Source organism: Alteribacter natronophilus (genome assembly GCF_006007885.1).
Taxonomy (GTDB): Bacteria; Bacillota; Bacilli; order Bacillales; family Salisediminibacteriaceae; genus Alteribacter; species Alteribacter natronophilus.
Genome location: NZ_VCRO01000001.1, coordinates 1,143,673 through 1,165,982, shown reverse-complemented (window position 1 = coordinate 1,165,982; position 22,310 = coordinate 1,143,673). Strand labels below are relative to the sequence as shown.

Genomic DNA, 22,310 nt, shown 5'->3' with positions numbered 1-22,310 from the left:
AGCCTCCTGCTGCAGTTCACAAAATGAATTCCGCCTGCAGCGAAATAAAATAACCATTCAATATCCCCGAACTACGCATTACTCAAAACGGTCTTCACGGCGATTAATGTATTGTCGTTTGTATATTGAATTTTACTTCCTTCTCCGGAACCGGCACACGTCACCGAAAATAATCTTTCCTCCATTCTGACTGGTGAAAAAGCCGATTGAATCAGTATTTACAGGCCCCCAATCCTGTGTGAATACCGCTTTGAGCCGGAATAACCCAAACTTCTTTTGGCACACTAAGGGACGTGACGAGAGAAGGAGAGTTCGGCCATGAAACGATTTCTGCAGGTACTAGTCGGCGACATCGAACTGAATAGGGACCTGAGTCTGCTGCTTCTGATCGGCGGACTGTATTCTCTTGGTATTGCCCTTTCCAACACTTTTGTGAACGTGTATTTGTGGAAGCAGTCCGGTGAATACGTGGATATCGCCCTTTATAACCTGGCTGTTGTCGTGCTCCAGCCGCTTACGTTTATTCTTGCAGGCAGGTGGGCAAAAAAGATCGACCGGGTAGTTGTATTGAGGCTGGGTGTAATCTCACTCAGTGTTTTCTTTACAACTGTGCTTATAATGGGAGAAAATGCAGGGAAATACCTGCTTATCCTCGGGGGACTTCTCGGAATCGGTTACGGGTTTTACTGGCTGAGCTTTAACGTGCTTACCTTTGAAATTACCGAACCGGAAACCCGCGACTTTTTCAACGGATTTCTCGGGATCCTTACCTCTTTTGCCGGGATGATCGGGCCTATTGGTGCCGGTTTTATTATTACCCACATGGATAAGCTGACGGGGTACCGTGTCATCTTTGCCATATCGCTTGGTCTTTTTTTATTGGCTGTTGTGCTCAGCTTTTTCCTGAACAGGCGCTCGGCGGAAGGCGGGTACCACCTGAAGGATATCTGGCATCTCAGAAAGAAAGACAGGAACTGGAAGTCGATTCTTCACGCTCACTTTTTCCAGGGCTTGAGGGAAGGAACGTTTATCTTCCTGATTGTGGTTTGGATCTATGTAGCAACCGGAAGTGAACTGGCTCTCGGTACATACGGGCTTGTTGCCTCAGCGGTAGCGTTCGTGTGCTATTATCTTACCGGGCGTTTTATAAAACCCGGTCTAAGAAAACGTGCTATCCTTATTGGTGGACTGATCCTCTATGCTGCGATTTTCCTGATTATCTTCGAGTTGAACTTTACCCTGCTTCTCACCTACGGAGTAGTGGTGTCGATCGCCTATCCGCTTCTGCTCGTTCCCTACGTGTCACTCACATACGATGTGATCGGAAACGGCTGGAAAGCGGCGGAAATGAGAGTCGAATACATCGTTGTAAGAGAGCTGTTTACGAATTTCGGGCGGATTGTGTCAATCCTGATGTTTATCGGTGCTGTTCTTCTTCTCGGGGAAAAAACGGGCATTCCGATTGTGCTCCTCATTCTCGGGGCAGGGCACACGATTATCTACTGGATTGTAAAAGGGATCGATCTTCCAGGAGCGGCGAATAAGGAAACATTCACAGTATTAAAAAAGAGATAATCGGGACGTTGGAACGTGTTGAAAAAGAACACGAATATGCTATAATAAAGATGAAATTTAAGAGCGCCTGCGGTGTTGGTGAACTTCGAGCTAATTCGAACCGAACACCAATTCACATTGGGAGTTCCACATTGAAATGTCTACAGCATGCCTCGTAAGCTGAGGAAGCTGGAAACATTTCTGCGAACACCCACCTGCCTAGCGCGGGTTCGTGATGTCTTTGAAGATAACCGCATTCGCGGGCATACTTTTAAAAGGGCACCTTTTACAGGGTGTCTTCCATTTTTTATATATCAGGTTCCCGTGAGGAACTGTACATAAGTAGATCAGACCGGACCAGCGGGGGAGTTCCGCTCACGTAAACTTGGCGGTAAGCCAGGTTTTCTTTTGTGTATGCTGTTTTTAAAAAATTGTTTAAAGAGCGAAACGAAGGCGGTGCCCTCGGGAGAAGCAGGTGCAGAAGACCCCGGAGGGTGGTTTTCACGAGGAGGCTGAAGCCCTGCCTGCAGAAAGCGTCCGCCTGTAGTGGAGGAACAGCAGTACTCATTGTGTTTGTGAAAGGAAGTTTTGCAGGAGGGGTCTGCGCGCAGGATGCAAAATGTATGAACGAAAGGATACGAATATGGGGAAAACAAAAAGCAATCTAAAGGCTCACGTGCCGGTCAGGCTTAACGTTCTGTTTTTTGTCGTGTTTATTCTTTTTTCCGCACTGATTCTGAGACTTGGATTTGTCCAGATCGTGCAGGGGGAGCAGTATCAGGAACAGCTTGAACGTACCATTAACATCAGTTCGCCGGTTGAGGCACCGAGGGGGCTCATGTACGACCGCCACGGGAATGTTGTGGTGGACAATGAACTTCAGCTGACAGTGACCTACACAAACAGGCGTACCTCATCAAGGGAGATTCTTGAAACAGCGAGAAAGCTGAATGAATATATAACGGTGGAGCAGGATCGGATCAATCCGAGGGATGTTCAGGATTTCTTCCTTCTCCTCAATGATCTGAGCGATGAGGATAATGATGAATTTCTTGAGCTGCTGACCATTGACGAACCGTATGAAGTGCTTTCTTTTCAGGAACAGCGGGAACTCGGCATGAACGACCAGGAAGCTTATGAAGAGCGCCTTAACCGCGTCGGCGATGAAGAGATGGACATGATTACGGACGAAGGGTGGGAGGTTTTCGGAATCTGGCGTGAATTCATTGCCGGGTACAACTACCTGCCACATAAGGTACTGAGAGGGATTGAGTACGAAGAAGCGGCAAAAATCATGGAAAACATGGAAGACCTGCCGGGTGTGGATATTGCACGGGACAGTGCACGGGCCTATCCGTTCGGTGACAGCCTGAGAGGGGTATTCGGGAATCTCGGCCCGATCGAGCGGGACCGTGTGGAGGAATACCTGGCGAACGGGTACAACCGGAATGACGAAGTGGGCAGAAGCTATCTTGAAAATCAGTACGAACCCGTCCTGAAAGGCCGCAGCGGCAGCCTGAACAACCATATGGACCGTACCGGAGAGTTTCTGAGAAACCCGGAAGAAGTGGAAGGTAAAAGAGGAAACGATCTCGTTTTAAGTATTGATATGGAACTGCAGCAGCAGGTGGAGGAGATCGTGGAAAACGAACTGTCTTCTTCGGCCCGCCATTTCATTGAAGATGAACAGGCCTTTGTAGTAATGATGGACCCTCATACCGGAGATGTATTGTCAATGGTTGGAGAGGGTGGAGAGTTTGTGGATGACACCTCCGCCATCAACTACGCTACCGAAGCAGGTTCAACCATTAAGGGAGCAACGGTGCTGATCGGCTATGAAACCGGCGTGTTTCAGCATGGGGAGCAGATTATTGACCGTACAATCGATAATTTACCGGACTCTCCTTCGATCAGTTCACACCGTCCACTCGGAAGAATCAATGATATTCAGGCACTGGAGCGCTCATCAAACATCTACATGGCTGAAGTCGGTATGCGTCTCATTAATTACATCCCCGGTTATTCAGGAAGAAACTGGGGAGATTTCCGAGGAGCTTTTCACACATTGCGTTATTACTATTCCCAGTTCGGGCTTGGTGTTTCAACGGGAGTTGATCTTCCAAGTGAGGCAACCGGTGTATCGGGTGCAACGAATAATCCTGGTACAATGCTGTTCCTGACTTTTGGCCAGTTTGACACGTATACACCGATGCAGCTGGCACAGTATACATCCGTTATTGCAAACGGAGGCTACAGAATTGCACCAAGACTCGTAACTGAAATCCGTGAACCTGGAGAAAGTAAAAGCGAGCTCGGGGCCCTGAACAGGCAGATGGAACCAAAAGTGCTCAACCGGATCGATATGAGTGATCAGGATCTTGCCCGCGTTCAGCAGGGATTCTATCAGGTAGTGCATGGAAGCCAGGGAACTGCCAGAACATATTTCCGGGATGTCGATGTGGATGTGGCCGGTAAAACAGGAACCGCCCAGGTCCGGGTGAACGGCGAGGATGCGAATAATCAGTCGTTTGTCGGTTACGCTCCGTACAATGATCCGGAAGTGGCATTCGCAGTTGTTGTGCCTGGGGTATCCCGGGAGCAGGGTGCGGGTGGTATCGCCAACCGCATCAGTGAGGAAATTATGGAAGCCTACTTTGATCTGCAGGAAAACCGTTCTGCCTCCGATCTCGATCTGGAGGATGAAGAACTGGAAAATGAAGAGTAGGGAGCAGACAAAAGCCCACCGCCGGCAATGGCGGTGGGCTTTTGAATATGTACGGGGAAGGAGAGCTGGCACCAAACATCACTAATTGACGAGGTTTGTGTCAATCTTTTCCTGATTGTTCAAAAATCACGAGACGCCTGCGGGAAAAGCAAGGGCGGAAGATCCACCGGGGTGATCTTCCCCGGTTAGCTGACTCCTTGCCCGCGGCAAGCGAGTGCATACTTGAACAATCATCTATTAGAATACTAAATACAAAAAAAATGGCTCCTACCGACGGTAAGGGCCATTCTCATAAGCCGGGTTTGCCCAGCCTCTTATAAAATACGATCAGGATGTGAGTTCATCCACAATCTCAGCAATACTCATGCTGCTGTCAAACACAAACTCTCCCTGACGGAGACTCATTTCAAGACCGTTATCGCTCACGTAATCGTTAAACGCACCGCGGTCATCAATGACCTGGGCCCGCTCAAGAATACCTGCGATCGAGCCGAAAGTCATACCCGAGCCCACAACGAGGGTGGTCTGGTAGATGACTTCGGAATCTCCGTTCTCCTGTGCAAGTTCCTCTAATTCTGAAGTAAGCGAGTCTACTTCCGATCGTAGCGAATCGATTTCCGCTTCTTTTTCTGCGAGAGCTTCGGAATCTGTTTCCGCTGCTTCTTCATCTTCGGCATGGAGGATGCGGTAGTCTTCATTACCCTCCAGGACAGAAAGGGCTTCTTCGATCGTGACACTCCGATCAGCTGCACCTTCACCTTCACCTGCGCTTTCAGCCGTGCTGCCGGTATAGTGAAGAACTGCAAATACGGAGGTTGTCATGAAAATTCCTGCAGCCCCTGCCCGCAGACCTGTCTTTGTAACCATAATCTGTGATCCCCCTTACCTTTTAGCCAAAAGGTCGTCTATCTCCTGTTCTGTTCTGTATGTCTCTTCGGAGATTGCTTTTACGCTGTAACCCTCTTCGTATAAAGCCAGAACGTCGTCGCGTGTCAGCTGCCTGGAAGGCTGCTCACCGCTATGAGTCTGAGAAGACGCTGATTGTTTTTCCTCAAAACTGTAGTCTTCAAGAGAAGCTGCAGCCGCTTCCCGGGTACCGTTGGCAATCATGTGTTCCTCTTCAAGAACATTTACCTTTTTTTTCAGCTGATACATTTCCTTCATCAGACTGATGGAGAAGTTTTCGAGCTGTTTTTCCATTTCCTTTGAAGGATCTTTCCGGGCAAACGAAAGTAAAAACAGCAGCGCACTTACTCCGAACATCAGTGCAATTGTCCATCCCATGTTCAATGAAATCCTCCCTGTTCTCGTATGTACGGTTATGTTATATCACACTTATTTTGTGTCTGCCAGAGGCTGGAGGAACAAATATCCGCTTTTTGTCGAAGTGGCAGACATAACGTTTACAACATTCGCCAAGTATTTCGTTTTTCTAGGGGGAAAAAGGTAAATGTGCTGTATTTTTCCGGTGGACGGTATGTGCTGAAAAAAATGAACGGGTTTATTTACCCGCAGTAAAGGGGTCTGACAAACTGTGACAATTTAGCCTTCTTGTTGGGCGTAAGCGGTTTAAGTAAGATTAAGGTAGTACAGGCCGGAAGGAACATGAACCGGACAGGAGGGATAAGGGATGCGTGTGAATCATTTAACCGAACGAGTGTCGTCCTGGAAAAAACACAGTACATTTATTGCAGGCCGGAAACACCAGACAGCCATTTATAATCAGAGCGAATCCCCGCTCCGCTATAAAGAGGGACTCACAGGGGATATCCGATGGAAATGGATTCACCTGCCGATGAAAAGCCAGAACCGGACGATCAATAAACTTGTCGTTGCAAATGAAGGAAAAGAAGAGATCATTGTCCGTCTCAATATTCGCTATGAGATGGTGGCCAGGGGAGCGGAAGTCGTCTACTACTCTCCGAGCCAGGAATCACTGATTGTCCACGACAACAACCGTTACGCCTTATTTGGAGGAGTGACGAGTCAGGATACGCTGTGCAGATATTCCACTACGCTGGTGGACGAAGCGGGGCGTCACGAAACCGAGCACGCAGCGAGGCAGCCGATCGTTCAGTTCAGTCACGGCTGGGGCCTTGAGTACTATCTGAACCTGAAACCTGATGAAAGCGGCTATTTTTATGAGTGGGAAATGAAACATGAGGATCTGCTCTGGCTCGAGGATGCCCATGCGCAGTATCTGGGCCTTCTCAGTGGGGAATCCAATTCAATCCGATCGATCGTAAACGAGTAAAATAAGTGCGTGGCTCTTGATTGTCTCCTCTGTTTTTGCTATATTTTAAAAGTATGAGTAAAGATTAGAGTTTGGAGGGAGATATCATGCGCGTACAAGTAACTCTTGCCTGCACAGAGACTGGCGATCGTAACTATATTACGAAAAAAAATAAACGTAATAACCCGGACCGTATTGAACTTAAGAAATACAGCCCACGCCTTAAGCGTCACACGGTTCACAAAGAAACGAAGTAATGGGCAAAAAAGCGACTTTTTTATAAGGTCGCTTTTTTTAGTATACATGGAAGAATTACGATAGCAGGTAAAACAGGCTAAGAGCAGATAGTTCTCTGAAAGAGCTGAAACTTAAATGCTTCTTCTGGAAAGATTGTTGTTTTATTCCGCTGCAGGCGGACGCTTTCCGCGGGCATCGCTTCAGCCTCCTCGGGAAAAACGCCCTGCGGGGTCTTCACCTGATGCTATTCCCGCTGGAGTCGCCGCCCTCCGCTTTATAATTAATATTGCAAAAGAAATAGTATATCCGAAAAAACAGCTAACTTTAAAGATTGATAAATAGAATCAGGAGCTTTTGGAGCAGACAGCACGGGCAGCGGTTACGAGGAGTTTACTCTATTCTGCATATAAAAAGGGAGTGGCTGGCTTGGATGAAAAGAAATCGCTCAGGGCATCAGTCCTCAGCAGTCTGGAAAATAGTAACCATGATGATCTTAAAATTAAGGACAGACAGATCCGGAATAACCTTTTTTCACTGTCGGAATGGAAAAAGGCCGGGACGGTCGGTGTGACAATTTCCCGGGGTACGGAAGTGGATACGAAAGCAGTCATTGAAGAAGGCTGGCGCATGGGAAAGACAATGGCCGCTCCGAAATGTGAGCCCGGAACCCGCAGTCTTCATTTCTATGTAATAGAATCGTACGACGACCTTGAGGACAGTTACTACGGATTGAAGGAGCCCGATCCCGGCAGGTGCAGAAAACTGGAGCCCGGGGAGAGTGATCTCTGTATTGTACCGGGTGTGGTCTTCTCAAGGGAAGGGTACCGGGTTGGCTACGGCGGTGGTTACTACGACCGCTACCTTGCTGCGAATCCCGGTCTTTTCACGTGTTCCCTTCTCTATTCGGATCAGCTGAAAGAGAATATTCCTGTGGAAGAGCACGATCAGCCGGTGAAAATCATGATCACGGAAAACGGCGTTGTATGAGCATCATCACAGCTGCAGGCGTGATAATGCTCGCCGCTGCAGCTTACATAAAAGGTTCACTGAACAAAAGCGGTGCAGTAACGGCAGTACTGGTCGCCATGATGATCGGGGCTGCCTTTGATCTTTTCGGCCTGCTCGTTCTTGCTCTCTTCTTTATCACCTCGTCGGTACTGGGCAAATGGCTGGACAAAAAGTTACCTGCAGACGAGACTGGAGAAAAAGGAAACTGCCGTGACTGGGCACAGGTAATGGCGAATGGAGGGTGGCCTGCAGTGGCGGCCATCCTGTTCCTGCTTACCAGTGATCCCGCCTGGGTGATTGCTTTTTCAGCAGGGTTTGCGGCGGCTGCCAGCGATACGTGGGCATCGGAGTTCGGCAGGCTCAGCAGGCAAAAGCCGGTTGATCTGCTCCGCCTGAAGCGGGTTGAAAAGGGCCGCTCCGGGGCAGTCAGTCTTCCCGGAACAGCCGGTGCCGCAGGAGGTGCCGCAGCAGTGGCTGCAGGTGCCGTGCTTTTTTCCGGTTTCACTGGTAATCTGCTCACCTGGGAACAGGCAGTCCTGATCGGAGCTGCCGGATTCACCGGTCAGCTCATTGATACAATCGCCGGCGGGACCGTGCAGACGCTGTATCAGTGCCAAAGATGCGGGATAAAGACAGAGCGGAAGTCACACTGCGGTCTGGCCGTAAAAAAAATCAGAGGCGTCAGCTGGATCAGTAATGACGCAGTAAATCATCTCTGCACCCTGTCTGCTGTCCTGATCGGCTACAGTGCATCCAGGCTGTTCATGTAACGCATGAACCCCAATACTCGCCGTCACGCCGGCAGCAATGTAAAATGGAGACAAAACCCTGGAGGAGGCGCACATCATGAATGAAACATGGAATCGATATTCAAGGCAGATGCTGTTTGAACCGGTTGGGGAAAGTGGACAGCAGAGCCTTGCGGATAAAAAGGTGCTGATTGTCGGCATGGGTGCCCTTGGAACGGTAGTGGCCAATCATCTGGCACGGGCAGGAACGGGGCACCTTGTGTTTGCTGACCGGGATTATGTGGAGGAAAGCAACCTTCAGCGGCAGATGCTGTTCCTTGAATCAGATGCTGCTGAAATGAAGCCAAAGGCCGAAGCGGCTTTGGAGAGGCTTAAGCAGATCAACTCAGCAGTTAAGTACACTGCTCATGTAACTGACGTGACCCGGGAAAATATCCTTGAATTAATGGAAGGGTGCGATCTCGTCCTGGACGGAACTGATAATTTTGAAACTCGTTTCCTCATTAATGACGCGGCGTTTAAACTCGGGGTTCCGTATATTTACGGCGGTGCAGTAAGTGCAAGGGGAATGCAGGCATCATTTATTCCCGGTAAAACCCCTTGCCTGCGGTGCATGGTGGAACCGGGTGCTTCGGGAGGACAGACGTGCGATACTGCCGGTGTTCTCTCCATGGCAGTCGACCAGGCTGCAAGCTTTCAGGCAACCGAAGCACTCAAGCTGCTTACAGGGAACGAAGAGGCGGTAAGAAGCACACTGCTAACGTTCGATGTCTGGGGCAGCTCCCGTTTTGAAATGAAGCTGAAAAAACGCGACGGTTGTCCGACCTGCGTGGAAAAAGAGTTTCCGTTTTTAAACAGTTCTGAAGGAGACAACCGTGCTGTTACTCTGTGCGGACGGGAAACGGTACAGATTCAGGGCAGCGGGAAAAGGGATCTTAGCGAATGGAATGACCGGCTGGCTAAAGTCGGAACTGTGAAAAAAACACCATTTCTCCTGAGAGCCGATGTGGAAGAGGGGATCCGTCTTGTACTTTTTCCAGATGGCAGGACCCTTGTGCAGGGGACGGAGGACGTTACCCGGGCCAGGAGTGTTTATGCCAAGTACGTAGGCAGCTGATTGCAGACAGAAAGCAGGGACTTTTTAAGACCGACATGGAATTGTCAAAAAAGTCTCTGCTTTTTCACTCTGAGACTTTGTGAAATAGTGTACAATGTTATCAGGAACATGTTTTTCACTGCAAAAAAAGAGGTACACTAAAACGAAAGAGGCGAGGGAAAGGTGATGAAGGTGAGCGAAGAGTATGGAAACAAAATTACCCGTGTTGCCGTAATAGGAACAGGTTTTGTCGGTTCCAGCTATGCTTTTGCCATGATCAATCAGAATGTGGCAGATGAGATGGTGCTTATTGATCTGAACGAATCAAAAGCACAGGGGGACGCAATGGACTTAAACCACGGTCTTCCGTTCGGCTCTCCCATGAAAGTGTGGGCCGGTGATTATTCAGACTGTGCCGAGGCGGATATCGTGGTCATTACGGCCGGTGCAAATCAGAAACCCGGTGAAACACGCCTCGACCTTATTGAAAAAAACGCAAAGATCTTTAAATCCATCGTCAAAGACGTCATGAACAGCGGATTTAACGGTATTTTTATTGTCGCAACAAACCCGGTGGATATCCTGTCCTACGCCACGTGGAAGTTTTCCGGACTGCCGATGGAACGGGTCATCGGGTCGGGAACGATCCTTGACAGTGCCCGTTTCAGGTTTCTGCTCAGCGACTACCTGAACCTCGATGTACGTAATATCCATGCCTATATACTCGGGGAGCACGGGGATACGGAGCTGCCTGTTTGGAGTCAGGCCCGGGTCGGGCTTGAACCGCTCAGTCGTTACATCGAGAAATACATGCCGGACGCCACCCGGGAGGACCTGGACCGGATATTTGTAAACGTTCGTGATGCCGCTTATGACATTATAGAGAAGAAAGGCGCTACCCATTACGCCATTGCACTTGGGATGATCAGGCTGACAAAAGCGATCCTGCGTAATGAGAATTCCATTCTCACAGTATCCACGCTGCTCAGAGGCGAATACGGAGAAGAGGATCTCTATATCGGCGTGCCTGCTGTCGTAAACAAGTCAGGAGTGGAACGGGTAGTGGAAATTGATCTGAACGAGGAGGAAGCGGCTGCATTCAGGCATTCTGCAAAGACTCTGAAAACGGCTATGGAACCGGTCCGGCGCTTATCTGATTAATGGCGAATAATGGATAACACTGTAACTGGATAAGTTTGTACGCCTGTGCTCACCCTAAAGGTATAAAAGGAGGGATGGGCGTGGGAACCAGGATTCTGTGGATGGCAGCTTCAATTTGCGGAGCGTTTTTTCTTTACCGGACGCGATACCGGATCATCAATGCCTTTTTAAAACGTCCCTGGCTGCGGCGGCTTGCTGTCAGTTCAGTGATGCGCATTCCTGCTGTAAGGACTCGGATGCTCTCCCAGGTCATCAGGTAAATACAGCAGCAGAAGGCCCTGACACCAGTTCAGGGCCTTTTGATTTTACAGCCCGCTGTGAAGCTTATTGGACGGAAGTCCTCTCCGTCGCAGTGGACAGGCAGGTTTTGCTATACTTGCAAAAAGGGGGAAACGCCGTGCAGTGGAATAGTATCTGTTTTGATCTCGATAATACATTATTCAGTCACGAAGCCGCGTTCAAGCGGGCAATGGAAGACTGTTTTCATACATTGATCAAACCGGCTCCCGGCTGTGACCACGTCACTTTTAAAGATTTTTTTCCTGTTTTTAAAAGGAACAGTGACCGTTTCTGGGACCTGTTTGAAAAGAAAAAAGTAAGCGGTACGGAATACAGAAGAATGCGTTTTACGAAAACGATGGATGAACTCTCACTCCGGCTCGGGAATCGCGAGGCGGATCGGTTCCATGAACGCTACTATCGCATTGTGGACGAATTCACAGAGCCATTTCCTGGGATTGAAAGCCTTTTTGATATGCTTGGAAGAAAGGGAGTCCGGCTTGGAATCATAACAAACGGGACGACAGACACCCAGTATAGAAAGCTGGAAAAACTGAATATATCCCGATGGGTTACCCCTGAACAGATGATTGTAAGCGAGGAGGCGGGAGTTGCCAAGCCGCATCCGGAGATTTTCCGGCTCGCAGAGGAGACATTCTCTCTTAAGGAGCCCGTCCTGTTTGTAGGGGATTCCTGGAAGCACGACGTGGCGGGACCGATCGATGCAGGATGGGACAGTCTATTTCTGAATACAAGAAGAGAAGACCGTAAAACGGACCATAAACCGGCTGCCGAATGTTTCACGATCCAGGAAGTCCACGACTTTCTGCAGAGCCGGCTGTCAGGAGGAGGCTCATGAACCGGGTGACCCAGGAGCTCCGGTTCTGGGAGCTGTTATACCATTTGGTGAACAAAGAAGGAATGCGTCTCGTTCATCTTTCAAAAAACCGGGACGAAGCTTGGATTGAGGATGACAGGCAGGAGCCGTACCAGATTATCAGAGTCGTGCTCCGCGACCTTGACTGGGCCAGGGAGTTCAGGGAAGAGGTGGAAAAGGCAGAAAAGCGGGCAAAGGAAGTGCGCAGGCATCTCGGTCTCCGGCAGGCGAATGTAGTGAACCTCATCGTAAGCCTGTACGAACCGGTCGATTCATGGGAGTCCGAGGCAGACCGGCCGCTTCCTTTCACAGCAGGAGGAAAAAAACAGCTGCGAACGATCCTGATGACTGAAGGGAATAAAGAAGAGATCATGTTTCCGATGGCTACAGAGTGGGCGCTGAACGAGACGCCGTCTTTTGTGCCGCTTCATACAGCGGAGGAAAGTGAAGGCCTCCTCCGGACGCTCCGGAATGAAGTCCGGCGTGCTGCCGATAAAAGAACGGAGGATGAGCGGAATCTGTTTCTTTACGGAAAACCTGTTCTCACCTTTATACTTCTCTTTTCCATTGTGGGCATGTATATGCTTGTGGAGCAGGAGGGTTCGACGACGGATATACGCACCCTCATCGATTTTGGTGCCAAGTTTAATCCGTTAATTCTGGAGGGGGAATGGTGGCGGTTTTTCAGCGCCATGTTCCTTCATATCGGCTTTCTGCATCTGATTATGAACAGTCTCGCCCTTTTTTATCTGGGCGGGGCGGTGGAGCGGATCTATGGAACCGTTCGTTTCTTTCTGATTTACTTTATTGCAGGCCTGAGCGGTTCGGTGGCGAGTTTTGCATTTAACGAACAGGTTTCGGCCGGGGCGAGCGGGGCTATTTTCGGATGTTTCGGGGCTCTTCTCTATTTCGGTGTCCAGCACCGGAGGCTGTTTTTCCGCACAATGGGGATGAGTGTCCTCGTGATTCTCGGGATTAACCTGACGCTGGGGTTTGTTGTTCCGATGATCGACAACGGGGCTCATATCGGAGGACTGGTCGGCGGCTTTCTCGCTTCAGCGGCTGTCAATCTGCCGCGCACCCCGTTCCGGCCGGCAAGAAGACTGTTTGCTTTTGCGGTGACGGCAGCAGGAATTGCAGGGCTGCTCTTTTACGGCTATTCAAAGCCGCAGGACGGGACCGGGTATCTCGCCTACGCTCAGATCGGGCAGGAGTACTATCAGGAGGAAGATTATCAGGAAGCGAGGCGGTATCTGACCCTGGCAGCGGAAGGCGGTGCTGAAACTCCTGAAGTCTGGTTCCTTCTTGGGAATACGTATGCCATGGAAGGAGAGTATGAGGAAGCGGGGGATTACTACTATGCAGCTCTCGATCTGGATGAAGGGTTTGGACCTGCTCACTACAACCTTGCCCTCGTATATCTGGAAAAAGGAGATCTGGATACCGCCCGTGATTCAGCCGAACGTGCGATTGAGCTGGAACCGGACAATGACCAGTTCCGCGAGCTGACTGAGGAAATCGAAAGAAGAATGGATTGAAATCCGGCCCGTAAGGTGATGCTGCCTTACGGGTTTTTTTTATTAAAAATAATGTCTTCCTAAAGATTGTTGTAATCGACCAAATTATTTATGGAGCGAAAGGCTGCGATGCCCGCGGAAAACGTCCACCCGGAGCGTCATAAAACAGCAATCACTCCGAAAACAGTTAAAAGAATAATAATTCCTGTCTCATGCGAACTTTACGCCGATGCGGGAGTGGGAAGCCAGCTGGGAGTCCTCTGACGAAGTAGAGGAGGCTCCCCGGACCGGCGCGGAAAGGGAGCGGATGTCGTAAAGCGAAGCTCTTCCAAAATAGCCGCGTCAGTAATTTTTGTCTGTTCGCCGCCCTCCAGATTGCCGTCACGCCAAAAAAGCCTGTATCCACTGATGCATTAATTTCCCCCTCCCGGCAGAAAATGAGAGGAGTGGAGGTGGACCAGTGTGAAACAGAACCCCAAAAAACAGCCGGTTTCCCCAAGCCTGAAGAAGAATATAGATTACCTGAAGAAGGAACTTGCCGTAGATAAAAGCTTTGACCTCGTTTTTCTGGAGCTGAACTACGGCGGGATCGACATGGCGCTGTTCACCCTCGATGCCTTTGCCAAGGATGAAGCTCTCACTCAGATCCAGCGTGAGCTGAATCACATTGACGAAGCTGATAAGGACGATATTCTCGATCACCTCATGAAATCCCGCATTCCATATGTGGAGCTGGAGAAGGTTGATGATCTCGAGGATGCTGTAACCGAAATTCTCTCCGGTCCCGCTGTACTGCTGATCGACGGAGTTTCCGAGGGCATTGTGATCGATACACGGGAATATGAAATCCGGGGGCCGGAGGAACCGGAATCCGAACAGGTCATCCGCGGTTCCCGGGATGGATTCGTGGAAACGCTTGTGTTTAATGCGGGACTCGTCCGCAGGCGAGTGAGGGACCGTAACCTGCGCAATGAGTTTGTCCGGGTCGGCCGCCGCTCCCTTTCGGACTGCTGTGTCACCTATATTGCGGATATAGCAGACCCCAAACTTGTGGAACATATCAAAAAAGGGCTCGAGGAAATGGATACAGACGGCCTGCCGATGGGAGATAAAACGGTTGAGGAATTTCTTTTTGGTGATTATACAAACCCCTACCCGGTAATCAGGTACACGGAACGTCCGGATGTAGCCTCATCCCACCTCCTGGAAGGGCACGTGCTGATTATGGTTGACGGTTCCCCGAGTGTCATCATCACACCGGCAAGCTTCTGGCATCACCTTCAGCATGCGGAGGAGTACCGCCACAAACCGATTGTAGGAAGTACACTGCGGCTTGTGAGGTTTGCAGCAGTATGGACAAGTATTTTTCTTCTGCCTCTCTGGTTCGTGTTTGCTGAAAACCCGGGGCTTCTTCCGGATCAGCTTGCCTACATCGGAGTGGACGAGCCGGGGGAAGTACCGCTGATCGGGCAGTTTATAGCAGCTGAAATCGGCATAGAAATGCTGAGGATGGCTGCAATTCATACACCGACGGCACTTGGTACTGCTCTTGGACTTGTGGCAGCCATTCTGATCGGGGAAGTCGCAATTGAAGTGGGCCTGTTTACGCACGAGGTAGTGCTGTACCTTTCAATTGCAGCGATCGGATCGTTTGCAACACCGAGCTATGAAATGAGTCTGGCCAACCGGATGATGAGGATTGCGCTCCTCATTTTATGTGCATTTTTCCATGTGCCCGGCTACATGATCGGGGCCACGCTTCTTATACTGCTGCTCGCTTCCATGAAGGCCTTTCATGTGCCGTATCTGTGGCCGTTTCTGCCGTTCAACCGCCGCGGTGCCCGGGACGTCCTCTTCCGTGCACCGATGCCGCTGAAAAACCGCAGGCCGAGGGCACTGCATCCGATTGATCCGGACAGGTAACAGCCGGCATCGGTAAAACCCGCTTTTAAAAATACTCTTTTTGGAATTGTTGTTTATTACGCTATAGGCGGACGCTTTCCGCGGGCAACGCCTCAGCCTCCTCGGAAAAACCACCCTCCGGGGTCTTCGGCTGTTGCTTTTCCCGCAGGAGTCGCCGCCTTCCGCTCTATAATTTATCTTGTAATAGCAGCAAGCTATACGGGAACAGCCAAATGAAAAGGCCTGCCCTTAAGGGAAGAGTGTGTCCCTTACAGGCAGGCCTTTCTGCTGTCAGCTCATATCCCGGCTGTACAGTTCATCTTCAATAAATATTTCATCTTTTTCCACTGCAGTATCGGAAGCGAGCACCAGACCCACAGGAGAATCCTTGCCGTCATTAACGACAGTAAATGGAACTCCGCTCTTACCCGCTGCCTGCACATAATTCGAGTAAGCAGGATAGTTGAGAGCGCCGTTTATATACATTTTTAAACCACTTTTCTTCATCAGCTGTTCGGCTTCCCGGTACATGCCCTTTTCCCGGACCTGCTGTACGGTCAGAGCGAGGTGGACACGTTCTCTGAGTGTGGAAAGGAAAAGGCGACGTTCTTCGGGGCGGATTTCCGGTGTACCGTACATGCCTTGTTTAAGTACTTCTTTCAGTTTTTCTTCAGACATTACTGATTCCCCATTTCATTTTGGAGTGAGTATGCTCAGTATTTCTCAAACTTTCTGTAATCCCATTATACCAGTATCCGACGCAATTCTACAATACAAATTCTTGTCCTTATCCGACGGTTTCATTCATAGAAATGAACGAGGAGGGATGAGGGTTGCTTGATCTGTTTACCTTTGTATTTTTTATGTTTCTGACAGGACTTGCCGTCGGTTCACTGCTTACAGCAAAAATGATTTTTTCATGGCATGTTGTACTCACCGTAACCGGACTTGTTTATTTTTTCTTCGTCTGGACCGGAATGCTGGCAGGAAGCTGGCTCTGGTTTCCCGAACCGCTGCTGAAAGGGTTAATTTCACTTACTGCAGTGATTATGGCTGTGTTTTTTTTCCGGACATATCACCCCTCGACAGGATATATTCCTGTAAGAGGGCTTTATCACTGGGCCGCGTTTGCTGCGTTTTTCTTTGTTCTGGGATTTGAATCGGGTATTGCCAGTCTGTCAATGTGGTTTGTTATTCTGTTTACCCTCATTTTCGGTGCTGGCATCCTTGCTGCAGCATGGTTAATGTCGGTGATTAAAAGCAACACCGAGTTCCGTTTTCTTACTCAGTATGTACCGATTCTTCTCTTTGTCTTTATTGCGGTGCTGAAACTGGTATAATAGACAGGAACGTTACAGTAGCGGGGGAAGAGAGATGAACAGCTTTTACGATGTACAGCAGCTCCTCAGGCAGTTCGGAACAGTGATCTACACCGGAAAACGGTCCCAGGACGTGGAACTCATGGAGGCAGAAGTGAGCGAACTTCACGCTATGGGGATGATAGAAAGAGAAAACTTTCTCAAAGCCCGCACGATTCTGCTTGAGGAAAAGAGAAAGGCCCGCTCGTAACCGGTCGGGTCTTATACTATGGCTGTGTTCGTATAGATTGTTGCTATTGACAACTTTAATTATAGAGCGAAAGGCGGCGACTCCAGCGGGAATAGCATCAGGGGCGAGCGTTTACATCCTGTGATTGCTTCGAGCTGCTTCGACGTATACAGCTTCGAAGATTAACTTGCAGAGGAAGAAGCAGAAGTACTTCCCCGGCCTGCGGAAAGCGTCCGCCTGCAGCGTCATACAACAACAATCTTTCCGAAAACAGCATATACAATATAGTGAAAAGGGAGATACATATGAACAGACAGACGTGGCTCGCAGGCGTTGACGTTGGAGGTACGACGATCAAGCTTGCCATTCTAACAGAAGAAGGATCATTCATTGAAAAGTGGGAGATTCCCACTAATACCGCTGAAAACGGTCATTACATCCCAGGCGATATTGCTGCGGCTTTAAAGGACAGGCTTGCCTCGCATCAGGAGGAATTTTCTGTACTGAAAGGGATCGGTGTCGGAGCACCGGGCTTTATTGAAGCGGATACGGGATTTGTTTATCAGGCAGTAAATATCGGGTGGCAAAACTACCCGCTGTCAGAACGACTTGGCAGGGAGACAGGCGTTCCGGTCTATGCCAACAACGACGCCAACCTTGCAGCAGCAGGGGAAATGTGGAAAGGTGCCGGGAAGGGAGCGCCAAATATGCTTGCCGTTACACTCGGGACCGGTGTTGGCGGCGGATTGATCGCTGAAGGGCGCATTCTTCAGGGAGCGTACGGAATGGCAGGAGAAATCGGCCATATAACATCCATTCCCTCAGGCGGCTCTCCGTGTAACTGCGGAAAAACCGGCTGTCTTGAAACGGTCAGTTCAGCGACCGGAATTGTCCGCCTTGCCATGGAAAAAGTCCACCATGGCGAGAGCGAGGGACTCAAAGCGCTTTTTGACGACACGGGAACACTTTCTGCCAAGGATGTGTTCGATGAAGCTGAAAAGGGAGATGCAGGGGCGGAAGCTGTCGTGGAGGAAGCGATGTACCATCTCGGACTGGCCGTTGGTAACCTGGCTAACAGTCTTAATCCGAACGTCATCGTAATCGGCGGAGGTGTATCCCGCGCCGGTGAAAAACTGCTGCGTGTTCTTCGCCGTCATTTTGACCGGTTTGCACTTCCGAAAATTGCCGCAGAGACCACTTTTGAAATAGCCGAGCTCGGCAACGACGCAGGTGTGCTGGGAGCAGCCTGGCTCGCGAGGGAGAAAACCGGCAGGTATAGTTCATAAAAAGGAGAGGGGAGTCCCCCTCTCTTTTATTTGGCTCACTTTTGGCGAAACAGGTATACTAAAAAAGAATTGCAGTAAAAAGAAGGTGATAACGTGGGTGAACAGCCGATAATCGAAGTGAATTCTGTTTCTACAGACATACTCAAGGATATCAGCCTTGAAATACATAAAGGCGAAATTGTGACTCTGATCGGCTCGTCCGGTGCAGGGAAAAGCAGTCTCCTGATGCTTTTAAACCGACTTAATGATCCTCATACCGGAACGATAACGTACCGGGGAAGTAACATTCAGGACTACGATGTGACCACCCTGCGGAAATCCGTCGGGATGGTATTTCAGTCTTCCTCACTTTTTGATGGAACCGTACTTGATAATCTGAAATATGGTCCGAAGCTCTTTAATGAATGGGAGGAAGGTATGGGGAGCAGGCTGCTGGAAAATGTCCAGCTGCCCGATTCCTATCTCGACAGGGACGTGGAGGATCTCTCTGGAGGAGAAAAACAGCGGGTGGCGTTTGCCAGAACACTTGCCAACCGTCCCGACGTTCTGCTTCTGGACGAGGTCACCAGTGCGCTGGATCTTAAAAACGTGGAGCTGATTGAAGCTTTTATTCAGGAGCTTGTACCGGCAAAAGTTCACGCTGTTATAATGGTCACACATGATGTGGCCCAGGCAAAACGGCTTGGAAACCGGACGCTGTTTATGGACGAAGGGAGAATTGTCGAGCAGGGACCGACAGAAGAACTTTTTGAAAACCCCCGGACGGAAAAACTTCAGTACTTTTTAAAGGAGTAGGTTATGGCACCGGAAATTTCGAATCTCTCAATGTTTCTGCTGATCTTTTTTGTCCTTATTCCTGTTTCACTTTCATACATATATGCCCTTGGGCTGAGTAAATCGATTGCCTGGTCTTCATTTCGCGGTGTCGTGCAGCTTTTTTTAATCGGGTACATTCTTACTTACCTGTTCTCACTTCCACCGCTGGTCGGGATCTCGTTTATGCTGACAGTGATGGTGACTGTGGCGACGTTTCACGCAAGTAAAAAGGGGACGGGCATTCCATATGTGCGTCCTGTCGTTTTCCTTGTGATCGTCGGTGTTCAGCTTCTGATTCTGGCGATGTGGCTGGGTTTCAATATCATCGGCTTTGAGCCTGAACAGGTCATTCCAATGAGCGGAATGGTCATCGGAAACAGCATGGTCGCAATCGGTCTTGCCCTTGAACGTATGAAAAACGAATTCAGGGAAGCTAAAGGGAAAATTGTGGCGGCCCTTGCTCTGGGCGCCAAACCCGAGCATGCATCGACAATTCTTGTCCGGCGAATCGTGAAAGCGGCTATGATTCCAAACGTGGACGGTCTGAAAACAGTCGGACTGGTCCAGCTCCCGGGAATGATGACAGGGCTGATTCTGGGGGGCGTTGCCCCCATTGAAGCCATACGCTATCAGATTGTAATATCTCTGAGTATTTTTGCTTCCGTTTCAATGGCGGCCATGCTTGTGACGATTATTTTCTACAGATTTTTCTTTAATAAAAACTATCAGATGCTTACGATTGAAGAGTAACACACGCTGAAAACAGTTACAGTTGGAATTTAACACTCTCTATAAGACGGGGCAGGTGAGACTGTGAAGGGGAAACGGCTATCACTGCAGGCGGTGCTGATTATACTGGTCGTCGGCGTCGTCGGTGTCTCGCTGCTGATGACCGATGTGCTGATTAACCATGCAGTAGGAAGCAATATTTTACAGGAACAGGAAGAGAAAGGACAGACTTTTGCCAGGCTTGTTGCTGAAGCTGAGGAAATTCAGGAAGGACTGGAGGCAAATGATCCCGCAGCTGTACAGGAGTATGCTGAAAGAGTACGGGAAACATCCGGACTACTGTTTGTTGTCGTAATGGATATGGAGGCGATCCGCTATTCCCATCCTGATGAGGAGCTGATCGGGGAGCGCTTTGTTGGGGAGGATGAAGGGCCGGCTCTGAACGGTGAAACATACAGTTCCATGGCGGAAGGAACGCTTTCTCCTTCTCTGCGATCGTTTGCACCGGTCTTTAATTCAGGCGGGGAACAGATCGGAGCAGTAGCGGTAGGCGACTCAATAGAATCAATCGATCAGCTGATGGCGGAAAACCACGGTATCATCCTCACCAGTTCCCTCGTTGGCATAGCAGTAGGCATAACCGGCGCCGTTCTGATTGCTGCCTATGTGAGGAGAATCCTGCACGGACAGGAACCTCGGGATATTGCAAGAACGTTTGAGGAGCGGAATCGTATGCTTCAGTCTGTACGGGAGGGAGTTATGGCGGTGGATCAGGCAGGAGTGGTGACGCTTGTCAATGAGTCCGGGAGAAAGCTTTTTGAGGAGGCAGGACTTCCCGATAATCCGATCGGTATGAAAGTGATTGATTTCATGCCTGAAACAGGATTACACCGGGTGCTGAAAACCGGAGAAGCCGAACTCGATGAAGAACTGCGACTTAAAAGGATGACACTGCTGATTAACCGGGTTCCACTGACAGTCGGTGATGAAGTCGTCGGTGCCATATCAACCTTTCGGGACAAAACAGAAATCAATGCACTCGCTGAACAGCTGACCGGAGTAAAAATATACACGGAAACGCTCCGGGCGCAGTCTCATGAAATGAAAAATAACCTCCATGTGATCATGGGAATGCTCCATACAGAATCATATAAGGAGCTGCACGAATATATCCGTGAGCTCACCGAAATGAATGGCCAGGCTGCCCATGCCGCCTTAAAGCAGTTTGCTGATCCTGTCCTTGGTGGATTCATGCACGGAAAACTCAGCTATACACGAGAAAAGCAGGTGCAGATGGATATCGTCTGTCCTTCTGTCATTCCTGCCCCCGCTGATCCGAAGATGAATCATCACTTGATTACTATTGCCGGTAATCTCATTGACAATGCCGTGGAAGCCGTACAGGAGCAGGAAGTAAGGAAGATCAGGGTCAGTTTTCAATTTGAGGAAAAAGAACTGTTGATCGAGGTTCGGGATAACGGTCCGGGACTGACCGAGGAAGTCCAGAAGAAGATGTTTACGAAAGGATATTCCACAAAGGGCGATGACCGGGGATATGGTCTTTACCTTGTCTGGACGACGGTTCAGGACTGCTCGGGAACGGTTTTCATAGATACCCAAAGAGGGCGGGGGACGACTGTGACTGTTACTCTTCCATATGAAAGTCAGGAGGGAAATGATGATCCACGTACTTATTCTGGATGATGATCCGATGGTTGCAAAGCTGAACCACTCCTATGTTGGTAAGCTGGAAGGTTTTCATGCTGCCGGCACTGCCCATACGTTTACGGAAGCGAAAAAGCAGCTTAATGAAAAAAGGATAGACCTGCTTCTGCTTGATATCTACATAGGGGCTGACAACGGTCTGGAACTGCTTCAGGAGATTCGTTCCGAAGGCTCGTGGGAAGGGGACGTTATTCTCATAACCGCAGCGTCGGATACAGGATCTGTCAATAAAGCAATGCGCTACGGTGCCGTGGATTACATCATGAAGCCTTTTGATTTTGAACGTTTTCAGGGAGCGATGATGAAATACCGAAAAAGGTGGAAGCTTTTTGAGGAACATGCCGTTCTGGATCAGCAGAAGCTGGACGAGCAGTGGTTCCAGGAGACGGAAACAGCGGCGGAGGAACTTCCTAAGGGGCTTTCCGAAAAGACCATTCGTGCAGTGATTGAGGGGATTATAAAAATCGGGAAGCCCTCATTTTCCACAGAGGATGTTGCCGGTGAAACAGGCATTTCGCTTGTAACAGTCAGAAAATATCTGAAGTATATGGCGGAAACCGGGATGCTTGGTGAACGGTTGACCTACGGTACGGTTGGTCGGCCCCAGCATTTGTTTCTGCTTGATGATGAACAGCAGAAGAAGCTGCGGGCACGTATTTGAAAGGCTCTGTTAAAGGTCTGCTGCTGATTTTCGCTCACTGCGCTCCCTTTCCGCGGGCACCACTGCAGCCTCCTCGGGAAAACCACCCTGCTGGGTCTTCCGTCGGTGCTTTTCCCGCAGGAGTGCCGCACGTTAATCAACCTTATATAATCAACACTATTATTTAAAAGAAGCAATTGAATAATAAAACGGCTGGCCGATGAAACG

The 22,310-nt window shown here is 49.6% G+C and carries 22 protein-coding genes and 1 other RNA gene; 20 read left to right on the top strand and 3 right to left on the bottom strand.

Going from position 1 to position 22,310, the window contains the following annotated elements; all coding sequences use genetic code 11:
• Positions 1 to 318: 318 nt before the first annotated feature.
• From FGB90_RS05875 to FGB90_RS05865, 3 genes are all read left to right on the top strand, one after another.
• Positions 319 to 1,575: an MFS transporter gene (locus FGB90_RS05875; RefSeq protein WP_138809592.1), complete on the top strand. Its 1,257-nt coding sequence runs from the start codon at positions 319 to 321 to the stop codon at positions 1,573 to 1,575.
• 61 nt (positions 1,576 to 1,636) lie between these two features.
• Positions 1,637 to 1,824: non-coding RNA, 6S RNA (ssrS, locus tag FGB90_RS05870), on the top strand.
• A gap of 349 nt (positions 1,825 to 2,173) precedes the next feature.
• Complete coding sequence (locus FGB90_RS05865; RefSeq protein ID WP_246056063.1) at positions 2,174 to 4,279, top strand: peptidoglycan D,D-transpeptidase FtsI family protein; 2,106 nt, start codon at positions 2,174 to 2,176, stop codon at positions 4,277 to 4,279.
• A 327-nt stretch (positions 4,280 to 4,606) separates the two neighbouring features.
• Here the strand turns inward: FGB90_RS05865 and FGB90_RS05860 are convergent, their stop codons facing one another.
• Positions 4,607 to 5,146 (bottom strand): endolytic transglycosylase MltG, encoded by a 540-nt coding sequence (locus FGB90_RS05860; RefSeq protein WP_138809591.1) that lies wholly within the window; start codon positions 5,144 to 5,146, stop codon positions 4,607 to 4,609.
• Between the two features lie 15 nt (positions 5,147 to 5,161).
• Complete coding sequence (locus FGB90_RS05855) at positions 5,162 to 5,563, bottom strand: response regulator transcription factor (protein WP_138810052.1); 402 nt, start codon at positions 5,561 to 5,563, stop codon at positions 5,162 to 5,164.
• Between the two features lie 346 nt (positions 5,564 to 5,909).
• On the opposite strand from FGB90_RS05855, the gene FGB90_RS05850 reads away from it, so the two are divergent.
• The 10 genes from FGB90_RS05850 to FGB90_RS05810 all read left to right on the top strand — a co-directional run bounded on the left by FGB90_RS05850 (position 5,910) and on the right by FGB90_RS05810 (position 15,359).
• Entirely contained in the window at positions 5,910 to 6,533 is a 624-nt protein-coding gene (locus tag FGB90_RS05850) for a hypothetical protein (RefSeq protein ID WP_138809590.1), read from the top strand.
• 86 nt (positions 6,534 to 6,619) lie between these two features.
• The gene (gene rpmG / locus FGB90_RS05845) at positions 6,620 to 6,769 is read left to right on the top strand and encodes a 50S ribosomal protein L33 (RefSeq protein ID WP_138809589.1); all 150 of its coding nucleotides are present in this window, start codon (positions 6,620 to 6,622) and stop codon (positions 6,767 to 6,769) included.
• A gap of 406 nt (positions 6,770 to 7,175) precedes the next feature.
• Positions 7,176 to 7,736, top strand: coding sequence for a 5-formyltetrahydrofolate cyclo-ligase (locus FGB90_RS05840; protein ID WP_171051715.1), 561 nt, complete (start codon positions 7,176 to 7,178; stop codon positions 7,734 to 7,736).
• Positions 7,733 to 8,527: a DUF92 domain-containing protein gene (locus FGB90_RS05835; protein ID WP_138809587.1), complete on the top strand. Its 795-nt coding sequence runs from the start codon at positions 7,733 to 7,735 to the stop codon at positions 8,525 to 8,527. Before FGB90_RS05840 ends, FGB90_RS05835 begins: the two co-directional genes overlap by 4 nt.
• A gap of 76 nt (positions 8,528 to 8,603) precedes the next feature.
• Positions 8,604 to 9,623: a ThiF family adenylyltransferase gene (locus FGB90_RS05830; RefSeq protein ID WP_138809586.1), complete on the top strand. Its 1,020-nt coding sequence runs from the start codon at positions 8,604 to 8,606 to the stop codon at positions 9,621 to 9,623.
• A gap of 165 nt (positions 9,624 to 9,788) precedes the next feature.
• Entirely contained in the window at positions 9,789 to 10,763 is a 975-nt protein-coding gene (locus FGB90_RS05825; protein ID WP_138810050.1) for an L-lactate dehydrogenase, read from the top strand.
• An 80-nt stretch (positions 10,764 to 10,843) separates the two neighbouring features.
• Complete coding sequence (gene yqgO, locus FGB90_RS19610) at positions 10,844 to 11,023, top strand: protein YqgO (protein ID WP_246056062.1); 180 nt, start codon at positions 10,844 to 10,846, stop codon at positions 11,021 to 11,023.
• A 137-nt stretch (positions 11,024 to 11,160) separates the two neighbouring features.
• On the top strand, positions 11,161 to 11,901 hold the full coding sequence (locus tag FGB90_RS05820) for an HAD family hydrolase (protein WP_171051714.1): 741 nt from the start codon (positions 11,161 to 11,163) through the stop codon (positions 11,899 to 11,901).
• Positions 11,898 to 13,457: a rhomboid family intramembrane serine protease gene (locus tag FGB90_RS05815; RefSeq protein ID WP_171051713.1), complete on the top strand. Its 1,560-nt coding sequence runs from the start codon at positions 11,898 to 11,900 to the stop codon at positions 13,455 to 13,457. Before FGB90_RS05820 ends, FGB90_RS05815 begins: the two co-directional genes overlap by 4 nt.
• A gap of 441 nt (positions 13,458 to 13,898) precedes the next feature.
• Positions 13,899 to 15,359 carry a spore germination protein gene (locus FGB90_RS05810; RefSeq protein WP_138809583.1) on the top strand — a complete coding sequence of 487 codons (1,461 nt, stop codon included), beginning with the start codon at positions 13,899 to 13,901 and terminating at the stop codon, positions 15,357 to 15,359.
• 270 nt (positions 15,360 to 15,629) lie between these two features.
• Here FGB90_RS05810 and FGB90_RS05805 read toward each other — a convergent pair whose 3' ends face one another.
• Positions 15,630 to 16,016, bottom strand: a complete 387-nt coding sequence (locus FGB90_RS05805) for a YueI family protein (RefSeq protein ID WP_138809582.1) — start codon at positions 16,014 to 16,016, stop codon at positions 15,630 to 15,632.
• Positions 16,017 to 16,171: 155 nt separating this feature from the next.
• On the opposite strand from FGB90_RS05805, the gene FGB90_RS05800 reads away from it, so the two are divergent.
• The 7 genes from FGB90_RS05800 to FGB90_RS05770 all read left to right on the top strand — a co-directional run bounded on the left by FGB90_RS05800 (position 16,172) and on the right by FGB90_RS05770 (position 22,103).
• A complete protein-coding gene (locus FGB90_RS05800) occupies positions 16,172 to 16,678 on the top strand; it encodes a hypothetical protein (RefSeq protein WP_138809581.1) in 507 nt (168 codons plus the stop codon).
• A 34-nt stretch (positions 16,679 to 16,712) separates the two neighbouring features.
• Positions 16,713 to 16,907 (top strand): YqgQ family protein, encoded by a 195-nt coding sequence (locus tag FGB90_RS05795; RefSeq protein ID WP_138809580.1) that lies wholly within the window; start codon positions 16,713 to 16,715, stop codon positions 16,905 to 16,907.
• Positions 16,908 to 17,191: 284 nt separating this feature from the next.
• On the top strand, positions 17,192 to 18,172 hold the full coding sequence (locus tag FGB90_RS05790; protein WP_138809579.1) for an ROK family glucokinase: 981 nt from the start codon (positions 17,192 to 17,194) through the stop codon (positions 18,170 to 18,172).
• 93 nt (positions 18,173 to 18,265) lie between these two features.
• The gene (locus tag FGB90_RS05785) at positions 18,266 to 18,967 is read left to right on the top strand and encodes an ABC transporter ATP-binding protein (protein ID WP_246056061.1); all 702 of its coding nucleotides are present in this window, start codon (positions 18,266 to 18,268) and stop codon (positions 18,965 to 18,967) included.
• A 3-nt stretch (positions 18,968 to 18,970) separates the two neighbouring features.
• Positions 18,971 to 19,738, top strand: a complete 768-nt coding sequence (locus FGB90_RS05780) for an ABC transporter permease (RefSeq protein WP_138809578.1) — start codon at positions 18,971 to 18,973, stop codon at positions 19,736 to 19,738.
• 63 nt (positions 19,739 to 19,801) lie between these two features.
• Positions 19,802 to 21,421 carry a DcuS/MalK family sensor histidine kinase gene (dcuS, locus tag FGB90_RS05775; protein ID WP_138809577.1) on the top strand — a complete coding sequence of 540 codons (1,620 nt, stop codon included), beginning with the start codon at positions 19,802 to 19,804 and terminating at the stop codon, positions 21,419 to 21,421.
• Positions 21,393 to 22,103, top strand: a complete 711-nt coding sequence (locus tag FGB90_RS05770) for a response regulator (protein WP_210237225.1) — start codon at positions 21,393 to 21,395, stop codon at positions 22,101 to 22,103. The genes dcuS and FGB90_RS05770 overlap by 29 nt, the downstream gene beginning before the upstream one ends.
• The last annotated feature ends 207 nt before the right edge of the window (positions 22,104 to 22,310 follow it).